General features: G+C 45.5%; 9 protein-coding genes. 1 reads left to right on the top strand and 8 read right to left on the bottom strand.

Annotated features, from left to right (window positions below; genetic code table 11):
- Nucleotides 1–10 precede the first annotated feature (10 nt).
- From BCT11_RS05645 to BCT11_RS05610, 8 genes are all read right to left on the bottom strand, one after another.
- Nucleotides 11–1,537: a M28 family metallopeptidase gene (locus BCT11_RS05645; RefSeq protein ID WP_102387522.1), complete on the bottom strand. Its 1,527-nt coding sequence runs from the start codon at nt 1,535–1,537 to the stop codon at nt 11–13.
- A gap of 71 nt (nt 1,538–1,608) precedes the next feature.
- The gene (locus tag BCT11_RS05640) at nt 1,609–3,951 is read right to left on the bottom strand and encodes a M4 family metallopeptidase (protein WP_102387521.1); all 2,343 of its coding nucleotides are present in this window, start codon (nt 3,949–3,951) and stop codon (nt 1,609–1,611) included.
- Between the two features lie 830 nt (nt 3,952–4,781).
- The gene (locus tag BCT11_RS05635) at nt 4,782–5,513 is read right to left on the bottom strand and encodes a DUF3726 domain-containing protein (protein ID WP_038866531.1); all 732 of its coding nucleotides are present in this window, start codon (nt 5,511–5,513) and stop codon (nt 4,782–4,784) included.
- Entirely contained in the window at nt 5,510–7,246 is a 1,737-nt protein-coding gene (locus tag BCT11_RS05630; protein ID WP_102387520.1) for a hypothetical protein, read from the bottom strand. The genes BCT11_RS05635 and BCT11_RS05630 overlap by 4 nt, the downstream gene beginning before the upstream one ends.
- Before the next feature lie 117 nt (nt 7,247–7,363).
- Complete coding sequence (locus BCT11_RS05625) at nt 7,364–8,968, bottom strand: BCCT family transporter (RefSeq protein WP_038866535.1); 1,605 nt, start codon at nt 8,966–8,968, stop codon at nt 7,364–7,366.
- Between the two features lie 107 nt (nt 8,969–9,075).
- The gene (locus tag BCT11_RS05620) at nt 9,076–10,068 is read right to left on the bottom strand and encodes a membrane dipeptidase (RefSeq protein ID WP_039975211.1); all 993 of its coding nucleotides are present in this window, start codon (nt 10,066–10,068) and stop codon (nt 9,076–9,078) included.
- Nucleotides 10,069–10,135: 67 nt separating this feature from the next.
- A complete protein-coding gene (locus BCT11_RS05615) occupies nt 10,136–11,596 on the bottom strand; it encodes an aldehyde dehydrogenase family protein (protein ID WP_102387519.1) in 1,461 nt (486 codons plus the stop codon).
- A gap of 107 nt (nt 11,597–11,703) precedes the next feature.
- A complete protein-coding gene (locus tag BCT11_RS05610) occupies nt 11,704–12,093 on the bottom strand; it encodes a RidA family protein (protein ID WP_102387518.1) in 390 nt (129 codons plus the stop codon).
- 155 nt (nt 12,094–12,248) lie between these two features.
- Here BCT11_RS05610 and BCT11_RS05605 point away from each other — a divergent pair, with 155 nt between their 5' ends.
- Nucleotides 12,249–13,145: a LysR family transcriptional regulator gene (locus BCT11_RS05605; protein WP_039975208.1), complete on the top strand. Its 897-nt coding sequence runs from the start codon at nt 12,249–12,251 to the stop codon at nt 13,143–13,145.
- Nucleotides 13,146–13,168: the final 23 nt, after the last annotated feature.

The following is a 13,168-nucleotide window of genomic DNA, read 5'->3' as shown; positions in this document are numbered from 1 at the left end:
TTCTTTACGATCAGTTGGTCGTTTTTTCAAATCTCGCAACAAGGCTGGTTTGGTCGAAATTGCGATAACCTCGCACCATAATGCTGAACGTTCCTGCGGGTTTATTTAGAACACATTGTTCATTGCTCCCATTTTGGAATGGACGACAATCAAAGTTACTGACTGACACTTGATCGTTGTATTTCACAAAGAGATCCGCATCGCCACTTCTTGGCCCGGACAAGGAAATGGTCACCTTACCCTCCTCTTGAGTTTCAAAACTAAAGAACTGCTCCTCTCCATAGCCTGCTCGTAAATTCTCAACAGGTTCACCATCTTGTAAGGGGGTCACGCCAGTCGTGTTGTCCATGCTTGATTCAATCAAATAGGCGATAGCAAGCTTTGCAAAGTTACTGGCATGCGAGGCGGTCGGGTCTGAATTTTCCAACGTATCAAATTGGGTATGAATATTCGGGTTGTAGTCTTCAAACAAACTTTCAAATGGCATGGCCGCCGGGTAGCCAGCATTGTGCCAAGAGGCATGGTCAGAACAAGCATACCCACAACGGTCAAACTGGTAGGTGATTTCAGGCGTGTACACATCAATCAACTCAGACAAAAATGCCGTCAAGTTGCTATCGGTATAGTCGGTAATAAACGTAATATCATGCGCAGAACCGCTGTAATTGGTCATGTCTAATTGCAACACGGATAGCACGTTGGCTTTTTCGTCCTTCAGCATTTCAACAATGTCTTGCGAACCTCTCAGCCCAACTTCTTCCGCGGCATAGCCATAGAATTTGATGGTTCTGTCTGGTTGGATACCGCTGGCAATCATTAAGCGAAGTGACTCAGTCACCGTTGCAATGCCCGAAGCATCGTCATCGGCGCCCGGAGAAATGGTTCCCTCTTCTGTCCATGCGCCAGCTGTTGAGTCGAGATGCCCACCCACGACAACAATTTCTTCGGGATATTTCGCACCCAGCAACGTCACTTCTACCGACTTTTGTGGGTAGCCGCGATGGGAAATTTGTTCCGCAGAAGCATAAGAGACTCCTTCAATCTCTTGGTTCCAACGCGCCAGCAACCAATCAGAGGCTTCAACGCCCGTAGCGGTGGTATAAAAGCGATTGGTAAATGACGTCATGCCTTCTATGGTCTTCACCAAGTTTGTCGGCTCTACTTGATTGATGAGCGCTTCAACCGTGTCATGATGGCTGATCATCGGTTTGTTAAACGTCTTCAATGTGGTTGGCATGGTTGCGGCTTTCAATGCACTGGCTTTGTCTGGGTGCACCATATAACCACCGCAGCGATGCTTTTCATGATGCATGTGACTGGATAGCGTCGCTAATTGATCTGGCGATATTTTTGCGACCACTGCTGGACGAGCACCAAAGAAGTCAGAATAAACCGTGGCTCCGTGTTTGGTAATCAGATCCAACGCATCCGCATCGGTGGTGATCCAAACTTGTTCTTGCTCGGTCAATTCATTGGCTACAACACTGCTGCTCAACGTACCGCTCAACAATGCCAATGCTAAAAGACTCTTTTTCATGTTGGTATTTTCCTTTACTAACCTTACTGACGAAAAAAGGGCTCCGTCTGGAGCCCTTTGCTATTGCGTTGTTATTTGTTTGGTTTGATGAATCGGTAACGCTTGGTTTCAGAACATACGTTGCCCGAAGTACACACTTGGTATTCCACGTCGATAGTGCCGTTGTGCTCAAACTGGTCGACGTAAGACTTAAAGTCTGTTGCACCAACGTTCTTACCGTTACGTTTAACAATGAAGTAATCGTTGGTGTCGTACTTCCAAGACAGCTTCACGCGGGCCTTACCATTCGGGAATTTGTTACCAAAGTTGAGTTTCAGCGGGAACGCATCTGTTTGGCCTTCTTCAATCGTCACCGTTTGTGTGATTGATGTCGCACTGCCTGCATCGTCCGTTACGGTTAACGTCACCGCATAATCACCTGCTGCGGCATAAGTGTGCGTCACCATTTCGCCAGTTTGCGAACTGCCGTCACCTAGGTTCCATTGGTAAGAAACAATGCTGCCGTCACTATCGCTACTGGTGCTGCGAAGTGTCACTGTTTTACCAGAAACAGACTGATCAAACGCCGCTACTGGAGGAAGGTTTGCACTGCTATCGTCATACGTTGCCGTGAGTTCCGCACTGTCATACTCAGCGTAACCAAATACGTTCACCGTGTAGCGCCCCTGTTCTGGGTTTTCAATCACACAAACTTCATCACTAACAGACAAGCTAGAACAAATGTTTTCATTCGAGCTTGGTGCATAATCTAAACCAACGTAAATGTCTGGGTCACCGTTTGGCACCGTTAGATTGATCGTAAGTTGAGGTTTGCCTTCCGGCACTTCGATATCAAAATAGGTTTTCGACCCAGTTGCGCCATCTACGGTCACTGATTGACCGTTTTCAAGACGCTGATATTCTGGTTCTGGCGGCAGTGGCGGCTCAGCACATGGCTCAACACCGACAATGCCGAATGCATCCATAACCGCAGAGGAGTCATACCCTAAGTCGTTTGCTGCGTTCTTGACGCCACATGCGCCTTGCCAAAAGTCACTATCTTGTGACCAGTAGATTTGGTTCGCGAGCACAAACAATTCAAACGCCTTTTTGGTATCCCAACCCGATGTCGTTGCTAAGTGGTAGAAGGCTTTGTTGAAAACACCCGAGCTGTAATGCACATTCAAGCCATCATAGTAGTCTTGTGCATGGTTGATGGAAGAGCCATCTCGTGAAGGATCATCCATGTAACGCAATGCACCATCCTCTTTAAAGATGTCTTTGCCGACCATCCAGTCATTCTCGCCCTTCATGTAAAACTCGGCAGCTTCGCCAGCCATATCTGAAAAGGCTTCATTCATACCGCCAGATTGATTGGCATAAACCAGCCCCGAGTTTTGCTCGGTAAAGCCGTGGCTCACTTCATGAGCTGAGACATCAAGGCTGACCAATGGGTAGAAGTAACTCTCACCGTCACCAAACGTCATTGCTTGGCCGTCCCAGAACGCGTTTTCGTAACCCGTTCCATAGTGAACACGCATCATCAGTTTAAAAGTAAGTGGCGCAGTATCGAACCAGTTTTTGTACATATCGAACACGATATTGCCAAAGTAATGGGCATCGTTCAGTGGAGAGTAAGCACCGTTTATTTCTTGGAATTCATTGCGCGGACACTCATAACTGTATGGTGTAGAACCTTCAGTTGCACCATTTAAGTTAACCGTGACAACGTTCTCCGATTCCATTACACAGTTGGTGCCATCTTCTTGTACGTCGAGGTAATGATAGTCGGAGCCATACTCATACATGCCTGTTTTTTCGTTACCACCAGGGCCTGTACCGATTTGCGCATGAGCAATCCCTTCCCAACGATCAATAACTTCGCCGCTGTGCGCATCTAACATGGTAAATGGGCGAGAAGGTTGAAGGCTGTTTGCGAGCAGGTAGGAAACTACGTAAACCAATCGCGTTTTTTTACCATCTTGATAAATGAATAACTCATCTTCGACATTTCTTAGAAACTTGCCTGCGATGCCTTTATTCTCAAGGTTCTTTGACGCAACCTTTAGCGCTTCTGCTCGGTTCAGCTTAGGTTTTACAAAGCTGCGATCTAAGTCGTTTACGCGCAAATAATTGCCTTGCACAGCCTTTAAAGCGCCGCCTTTAGAGCTTTGGGTTGCGTTCAGTGAATGTCCCCAGACAGGAATACCCCAGACATTTTGCTGAATCTTTACCTTATAAACACCGCGTTTTTTTAGGTGAATGCTCTTAACCTGTTTAAAGCTCGATGCATTATTAACACCCAATTGTGAATTAAGCCCAGAGAAGTTGGTAAAGTTCACTGGCTTATTTAGTGTGACTGATTCACCTGCATGTACTGACATCGTCATTACACCTGCAACAGCGATAGCTATCAGACGTTTCTTGATTTTCATTTATCTATCTCCTTGATGTATTCGAGTCGAATCTATCAGAAAAAAACACACCGAAGTCGATAATTAAAATCAATAAAATAGTTGTGATACATCAATTAAATAAATTTATGCAACTGGTAAAAATAAAAATTACAAATTTATTACAAGGTCTTTTTTTAGGAAAGAAGATCTCATTTATAAAATGAGGAGATATTATTTTTATCACTAGATATTTTTGTTTAAAAATATTGTTTGTTTTATTCAATTATGAATAAGGCATACTACTAACACTAAATGATTAGAAATACATAAGGAGGGGCAATACTGAACCAAGCGGTGAAGTTAGCATAATTGACTTTATAATTTCAAATACAAAAACCAATAATCAAATATCACTCTTAAATTCAGAATGAATGCCATCCCAATTAAAAACCACCACTGAGATTATGATTATAATCGCACTAAAGACTGTTTAATTTAAATGACTAAGTAATACTAAAGTAGATACCAACCACTATAACCCACATTAAAATAAAGGTCATTAGCCGAAAGTAGTCAACATAGAGAATATAAAAACAATAACTCTGAATAGATAAATTACAAATAAGATAATAACAAACAGGTTTTAAACAAGAGGTAAAAGGATAGATTTATTAAAACCATTAAAAACAATGACTATGTTTATTGATAGGACAAAATCAAACAAAGTGGATATAAATATAACCACCCAAGTTCGTTATATTTAATAATATTAACAACGGTGGAGTTACCTAAGGAAGAGAGCAACGTTAAGAAAATAAAAAAGGCTACCCTTGGGTAACCTCACACTTTTATTCGTTAATGCATCAATATCAAACTAATTCGCCTGCACCTTGAATAGAACGTTCACTGTTCTCCACAAGGAAAACCGTAGCAGTTTGCTTTAACGTCTCCCACTCGGCATCTTCGACAGCAATACCCTCGTCCCAAGATTGCTTTTGTGCACGGCTCAGTTCTTCCCCTTCTATGTGGATGGAGTACCCTTGTGAGCTTGCTTCGATATCAAAATCATTGACGGAGAGCTCAATTGTCATGCTGTGATAATCCGTACTGTGATCTTCCACTTGGTCAGAGAAAAAAACCTCTGGTGCAATATGCCCTCGGTTAAGTACATACAAGGTGCGTTTTGGGCTAGTCCCGTTTACCCATTGAGCACGACAGGCAATCCCCTTTGCTGAAAGCCTTGCGAGCTCACTGTATGCTAACCATCGATTATGACATTGTTTGAGTGTAATGGTGACCGATTTCGTGTTAATCATTTTCTCAAGTGCAAAGTCCAACACTGCAGGCAGATGACATGCGACACTACCATTATGCAATTCGATTTCGATGCTTGAATCCGTATTTCCTGTAATAGTCACTGCACAATCGGAGTCCAAATTAAGGAATAAACTCGCGTTATTAAAGTGACGAACACCATTCAACCCAACCATCTGTAAATCGGCAACCATATTGGCAATCACATCGGCTTCACCACAATGGCGACGCATACCAAGAAAGGCTTTGTTTACTGCTGCTACCAGCTCGTTATGCGAGACGATCATAATGCAAAACCTCCACTGATTTTTTGATTGTCACTTTGCGCGATTTCTTCACGCTCGGGCATGATGGGAAAGATCCATGTATCGTTATAAGCTGGGTCACGAACCTCATCCAAGAGCGGCGCGCCTTGGAAGAAGGTTACGCGCACCCATCGGTCTGAACGCGGGTCAAACTTGGTCGCGCCAAACACAGCTAGCTTGCAGCGTAGCAAATGCATTGGCAGCGCATCTTCTCGCAGCACATTCATTTGGATGTCGCCCATTTCACGGTTACCAAGGGTCCATACTCGTCGTGTAATCGCTCGGTATTGCGGATTTTGCAATAAGAATTCCGCAAGTGATGTTTCAGGCAGACATTTCAACAATGCATGGTAGTAGCGATTAACTTGTCGACCTATATCCAGTGGCAGCTCTCGCTCTTCACCAATCTCTTCACCTCGAACTCCCATTCGCGGCTCTTCTTTATCTTGTGAACGATACCAAAACCAATAGTTATTTTCTGACAGTGTGTAATCGGCATCAATAGACCAACGATATTTGCTTTCTAGCACCTGAAGAACATCTTGAACACACTTCCCACCCGGAATCGACAAAGATTCATCGGTATTCATTTGGTTCTCAAATTCATCCACCAAAGACGGGTACAGCTCGATCAAACATGATGTTAGGATTTCTTGGGCTTCCAAACTCATTGTTGTCGTTTGTTCGATCAAGCCTCCCCAATTGATGTGATTCGAAATCAAAGCATTTAGATTAATTTGTAACGCTTTAATGTCTTCTATCGCTTTATAATTCAATTGGTCTTGATGTTGATTGATGGTAATCACTTGCTCTAAGTGGCGCTGCGCTTTTGCCAATAACGCGTTTAGTGGCGATTCTTGCTGAGTCTCGCAAGGCATCGCAAACACTTGAGCAATAGCACGTTCGCGCGACGTCATCCATTGGTCAACGATACAAGGATGGTTAATAAGGTATGGTGCCATGCCCAGTCCTGTTGCGTTCCCCACACCAAGATAGCGCTGTAACCCACGATGTAGTGCGATGGCATTATCGCCACCCTGTTGTTGCGCTAAGTAATGAACCCAATCTAGGCTGAACTCACGCAATAGATACACGGCACACATTTGCGCACTGAACGACTGATTGAAATCGGGATTGTTCTCAAGCAACTTGAAATCTGCAATACCAAACTTACCATTTCCATACACCGCGGTCGTACGTAGGATGTAGCCTACTTCCGCCAGTTCTTTCGGCTCGGGTTGTTGACCTTTAGATAACGCCGCAACAATATGTTCAAACACGCGCACGCTCTTATTCGCTCGCGCTAAAACTAGTACATTATTTGGGTTTCGTCCGGCTTCCTGCAAAGGAACATTGGCTCTTAACTGCTCTAAAAGTTCGACATTTACGTCGCCTTTCACTAACGCGAATGTCACGTCCCATTTATCTGCAATGACTCGGTCATTACGCTCTTCATCGGCAATTTCATCGCAGAAGACAACCAAATGATAAACGTATTCTGGCGTCGCCAGTTTGTAGATCACATGGCCAAACCCTCTAGGGCAAAGTTGCCATTCATGCTTGTTGACTTGCCACTCTTGGCTCGCCATTTTACGAATCAGGCTTCGTACAAAGCTAATTCGGTTTTGGTGCATAGCCCCTAGCCTTTCTGGCGCCATGACAATAGCAGCGTCGCGTAGTGTTGTTTCAGTGTAAGTAGAACGATGTGCATCCATTTTGCTCACCACCTATTTTTTATTGTAAGAATATAGACTTATGCGGATGCAGGAGGAATCACCCGCACAAGCTCCACGTTATTGTTTATCAGTTATGGGTTATCGCTTTTTAGCGACTTATAACCCTTGTTCTTTTGCCATCTTGATAGCAATTTGTGGCGCGTTCCAAAGTGATGGCAGCAAAATAAGCGACACAGGAACTGCCGTAATGACAATGAAAGATTGCAAGGCAGAGATACCGCCAGACCCCAGCGAAATCAAAATCAATGCGGTCACACCCATCGCCACACCCCAGAAAGTACGAATGATGGCATTCGGTTCCGTTTCCCCACTGATGACGACGCTGATTGTATATGTCATCGAGTCACCCGTCGTTACGATAAAGATGGTGGTAAGAATCAAGAACAAGATAGAAATCAGCATCGGCATTGGCAGTTGTTGTGTTACCGCAAGCAATGCCCCAGGTAAGTTAAAGCCTTCAAACGCGGCACTGACACTGCCAGGGTTTGCGATCTCAAACGCTAGGCCAGAGCCACCGACAATGGTGAACCAGAAACACGTCGTAAGCGGCGCGATGATACTGATGGTCGTAATCAATTGACGAATACTTCGACCGCGGGAAATGCGTGCGATAAAGATCGCCATCATTGGCCCATAGCCTAAGAACCATCCCCAGAAGAACACTGTCCACCAGCTCAACCAACCTTCATCACCACGGTAGGTCGCCATTGGGATAAAGTTGTCCAACATACTACCTACACCTTGAATATAAGCATTAAAGATGAAATCTGTCGGACCGAATATCAGGATGTAAACCATCAACGCCATTGCCAATATTACGTTGTATCGGCTAAGCATTTGCATACCACGATTCAGACCACTTAATGCTGAAACGGTGTAAAGTACGATGGCAAACAAAATGATGATCAATTGCGTGGTAAAGCCATCTGGGATATCAAATAGCACATTTAACGCGTAGCTAACCTGCAAACCTAAGAAGCCGATTGGACCAATCGTCCCTGCCGCTACAGCAATGATGCAGCACGCATCAATCAAAGCACCTGTTTGGCCTTTCAGTGCGCGTTCACCCAATATTGGGTAAAGTAAGATACGAGGTTTAAGCGGCAAGCCTTTATCGTAGTGAAGGTGCATCACCACGATAGATGTCAAGCTGCCAACAATTGCCCACGCTAAGAATCCCCAGTGCATGAAAGACTGTGATAAGGCATTCACCGCACCTTGCTGTGGATTTTCTTGTGGGCCATACAATGGCGGCGGACTCACGTAATGCGCAATTGGCTCTGCAGCTGCCCAAAAGACACCACCACCCGCTAGTAAGGTACAAAAGATGATTGCCATCCAGCGGAAGCCGTCCATTTCAGGCTTGGTCGTTCCACCTAACATCACCTTGCCTGTTCGCCCTGCTGCCAAACCAAGACCAATAAGAAAAGTGAGAAGAAGCAGTAATTGCCAATATGGACCGAATACTTTTACCGACCACGCGAATCCAGTATTAACCAGTGTTGAAAGGAGTTCTCCATCATACAGTGCGATGGCAACGAACAGGGCAATAAAGCCGCCGCTATACCAAAGTGCGGGATTACTAAGCCCCAACTTATCAGGTGAGTTTTCTTTTGCTGTTGTGTCGTTGTGATTTGCTTGTGACTTCTTTGATGGCACGCTCATCGTTGAAGCTTTCACGCTATTGGTTAAATCAGACATACTCTGACTCCAGAGGTTCATTGCAGCTGCCATTGAACGGCTACAAACAGTGACTTTAACACCCGCCTATTATTGTTTTTTAACGGGCTATTCCTTGTTTAGTTGGGTTAGCTCTCTCTTGCCTCCAGACCTTCTGTGAGGAAGTTGAACCAGTTTTCACCCAGAATTTTTCCTGCCTCGGATTCAGTAAATCCGTGGCGCATTAAGCCGTTGTAAATGTTTTCCATGCCTTTGCTGCCGCTGAACCATGGCAACGCATCTGGCCAACCAGAGTTGTTTGCTGAGCCTTCGCCATAATCCATAGCTTTCGACCAACGACCGTTGCGCATCCACTCAAGCACTTGCTGTGGTTGGTTTAAACAAAGATCACTGCCGATACCTAAATGATCCACACCGAACAGGTCAGCAGTTTTCGCGACCATTTGGCAGAAATCTTCAAGTGTGCACTGGCTACCATTTGGTAAGTGGAATGGGTACAAACTAAAGCCAATCAAGCCGCCACGTTCGGTGAGCGCTTTAATGACGTTGTTCGATTTGTTGCGCAGAGCATCATGAGCAAAGGTTGGATTCGCGTGGCTGATACAAATTGGGCGAGAAGAAAGGTCAATCGCTTCCAACGTTGAGCGCTCTGCGCTGTGGGACATATCGATGATCATCCCGACACGGTTCATCTCTTCGATGGCTTGTTTACCAAAACGCGTGACACCAGAGTCGTTCTGCTCATAGCACCCTGTCGCCAATAAGCTTTGGTTGTTGTACGTCAGCTGCATAATCAGCAAACCTTGGCGACGCATGACTTCTATTAAGCCGATTTCATCGTCAATTGGGGAGCAGTTCTGCGCACCAAAAAAGACACCAACCTTACCCTCGACCTTTGCTTTCTCGACGTCAGCCATCGAGTAAATAGGCATAATCAGGTCTGCATTTTGCTCGAATCTCAGGTTCCATTCGGCAAAGCGAGTTAAGGTCTCACGTGCATTCTCATGATAAACGATCGTTGCATGTACAGCCGTAATGCCGCTCGCCTTCAGCGTTTGGAAGTATTCTCGATCCCAATTGCAGTACTGCAATCCGTCAATCACAATCCGTTGTTGGTACATAACCACTCCTTAAACGTTAATGAGCCTTTAAGGTTGGGCAGCGGAATGCTCGGCTGCCCTATTTCACTTAGTAAGGACGTTGATAAGCGGTTTTCACCACGGTGTAGAACTCTTTTGCGTATTGACCTTGCTCGCGTGGACCAAAGCTCGACTCTTTACGACCACCAAACGGCACGTGGTAATCCGTTCCTGCGGTTGGTAGGTTGACCATGACACAGCCAGTTTGAGCTTGTTGTTTGAAGATGGCGCTATTACGGAGGCTTTGTGTAATGATGCCGCCCGTCAAGCCAAAGCGAGTATCGTTTGCTACTGCAATGGCTTCATCCAAATCAGAGACTCGAATCACACTTGCCATTGGCGCGAACACTTCTTCTTGGTTCACTTCCCAACTGTTTTGCGTATTGAGGAAAAGGGTTGGTGACATGTAGAAACCGTCATGTTCCAAATTCAAGCGCTCTCCACCGAATGCTAACTCTGCGCCACTTTGGCGTGCTCTCTCAATCCATTCGAAGTTGGCATTCAATTGGTTTCCATCCACAACGGGTCCCATGAACACACCGTCTTGTAGAGCGTGACCGACTTTAAGCTCACTCATTCGTTTGATCAGTGCTTCAACGTAGGCATCGTGAATGCCATCCATGACGACAAGACGAGAAGACGCGGTACACTTCTGACCTGCTCCAGAGAAAGAGCCTGCAATGGTCGCTTCAACTGCGATTTGAATGTCTGCATCATCAGCAACCACAAGTGCGTTCTTACTGCCCATTTCTAGCTGGCAACGGACAAAATTCGGTGCCGTTGCTGCCGCTACTTTACGTCCGGTATCAACAGAGCCAGTAAAGCTCACACCATTTACATCTTTCGAGTTGATAAGCGTGTTACCTACTTGCGAGCCACTGCCCAACACAAGGTTGAACGTGCCTGCAGGTAAGCCTTGACGATGAATAATCTCCGTCAGTGCAACCGCACTTGCTGGCGTTAAGTTCGCAGGCTTCCAAATGACGCTGTTGCCGAAAGCAAGCGCTGGCGCGATTTTCCATGCAGCCGTAGCGGTTGGGAAATTCCAAGGAGAGATAATGGCGATAACGCCAACGGCTTCGCGAGTTACCTCAACGGAAACGCCTGGACGGACGGAAGCCGCGTTATCGCCAATTTGACGCAGCACTTCAGCCGCAAAATATTGGAAGAATTGACCAGCACGGTAGATCTCACCGCGACCTTCTGCAAAAGGCTTACCTTCTTCACGAGAAAGCAACGTACCAAGTTCATCACAACGGGCAATCAACTCATCACCAATTGCTTGTAATACCGCTTGTTTACGCTCAATTGGCGTTTTTTCCCATTCGGGCTGTGCAACTTTAGCAGCTTGAATCGCTTGCTCTACTTGCGCTCCACTCGCCTGTGCAAAGTGACCTAAATTTTCACTGATGTCTGAAGGGTTAATGTTGGCAATCGTATCAACGCCCGATTGCCATTCGCCTGCAATATAGAGGGATTTTTCTGCTTGAACATTATTGATAAAAGTCATTGCTCTGTCCTTGTTCTTCCTGACGTCCAGTGGTCTTCCACCAGTTCATTAATCTGACTTACAAAACCAACTAAGTATTGGCTCTGTGCTTTTATAATTTACTCGGGCTAGCTCGCCGATGCGTACACCACAAATTCCACCAGCATTTCTTCGCGAGCTAATCCTGCTACCACCATCGCGGCACGGTTTGGATAAGGCGCCTCAAAATACTCCGCGTACACTTGGTTAACCGTTTTGAGATATTCACGATCAGTCACGTAAATCAATACTTGTAAAACGGAGTCTAACGATTCACCCGCGCACTCTAAAGTATGGACGAGGTTATTGAAGGTTTGGCGTGTTTGCGCTTCGATACCACCCTCTACAACAGCACCTGTATCATCAATCGGAATTTGTGCCGTGTATAAAGTGCCATTGTTAACGATGGCCCACTCGAGTGGTGCTTTAGAAGCAAACAATGCGGTTTTGACTGGGTATTTTTTCGTAGAAGTATTCACGTGCCTTTCAACCTTTGTAACGACCTTGTTTCAAGATAGTTAAATACTGCACATTGACAGGCGATAAATCGAACGGTAAATTTTTTACATTTGATAAGAAAAATCTATCACCTTATTAAGACTAAGGTAAATAAAGGGATTGCAGAGGTTTCGCCATGAGTATCAAGCTTCAACAATTAAAGCATTTTGTGATGGTGGTCGAGGAAGGTGGTTTTCGAGCGGCATCACATAGAGCGAACCGCTCGCAAGCGGCGCTGTCAACGTCGATCAAAGAACTGGAAAAAAACCTAGGGCAAACGCTGTTTGAAACGGGCAACAAATCCAAGCTCACTCCCTTCGGTGAAATCTGTTTACCTAAAATTATTCAATTTCTCAACATCTACAGTGCATTGGATAATGACTTGAAAGCCGCCGCCGCGGGCCAACAAGGTCGAGTACGCATCGCTAGCGTTCCCTCCGTTGCGGCTAAATTGATTCCAAGTGTTCTAGGCGCGTTTTGCGAACAGTACCCAAACGTTGAAGTCAGCTTGATTGATGATAACGCCGCTGGCGTCGAAGCCCGTTTGTTATCAGGCGAAGTCGATTTAGCGTTAGGTAACCCATCACATTTAGACGAAGGCGGTATCGAGTTTACCCCGCTAATCTCTGACCCCATTGGTGTAGTGTGTTTGAAGGACAACCCTATCGCTCAGCATCCAGAAGGGATTGAGTGGCAAACACTGTTAGAACAACCTTTTATTCGAAACGGGACTTGTACCCTACTCGATCCCACGCCTGCGCGCGCACTAAGTGAACAAGCTTTGTATTCTGTTGAAAACATCACGTCTTTATTCTCAGTTCTTGAGCTTGGTATTGGTGTCACCACCTTGCCCAAATTAGCGTTCCCGACCAACGAAACTCGACTGGTTTGGATTCCACTGATCGATCCACCTTTGGAAAGACAAGTTGGCATCTTTACTCTGACGGATAGAACCATCTCCCCTCAGGCAAAAGCGTTTCATGATTTGTGCATTCATTACTTGAACTACCAAGAAGAAGTCGAAACTGCGTAAGCATAAAAAATGTATGGTCCGCC

Origin of the sequence: Vibrio sp. 10N.222.52.B12, assembly GCF_002875385.1 — a bacterium.
Classification (GTDB): Bacteria; Pseudomonadota; Gammaproteobacteria; order Enterobacterales; family Vibrionaceae; genus Vibrio; species Vibrio jasicida.
Note: the sequence above shows the minus strand (reverse complement) of the source record. Positions and strands in the feature narration are given on the sequence as shown.

Bases quoted from the DNA above. Each gene is read 5' to 3' on its own strand.
- BCT11_RS05645 (WP_102387522.1), bottom strand. From the start codon at position 1,537: ATGAAAAAGAGTCTTTTAGCATTGGCATTGTTGAGCGGTACGTTGAGC.
- BCT11_RS05640 (WP_102387521.1), bottom strand. From the start codon at position 3,951: ATGAAAATCAAGAAACGTCTGATAGCTATCGCTGTTGCAGGTGTAATG.
- BCT11_RS05635 (WP_038866531.1), bottom strand. From the start codon at position 5,513: ATGATCGTCTCGCATAACGAGCTGGTAGCAGCAGTAAACAAAGCCTTT.
- BCT11_RS05630 (WP_102387520.1), bottom strand. From the start codon at position 7,246: ATGGATGCACATCGTTCTACTTACACTGAAACAACACTACGCGACGCT.
- BCT11_RS05625 (WP_038866535.1), bottom strand. From the start codon at position 8,968: ATGTCTGATTTAACCAATAGCGTGAAAGCTTCAACGATGAGCGTGCCA.
- BCT11_RS05620 (WP_039975211.1), bottom strand. From the start codon at position 10,068: ATGTACCAACAACGGATTGTGATTGACGGATTGCAGTACTGCAATTGG.
- BCT11_RS05615 (WP_102387519.1), bottom strand. From the start codon at position 11,596: ATGACTTTTATCAATAATGTTCAAGCAGAAAAATCCCTCTATATTGCA.
- BCT11_RS05605 (WP_039975208.1), top strand. From the start codon at position 12,249: ATGAGTATCAAGCTTCAACAATTAAAGCATTTTGTGATGGTGGTCGAG.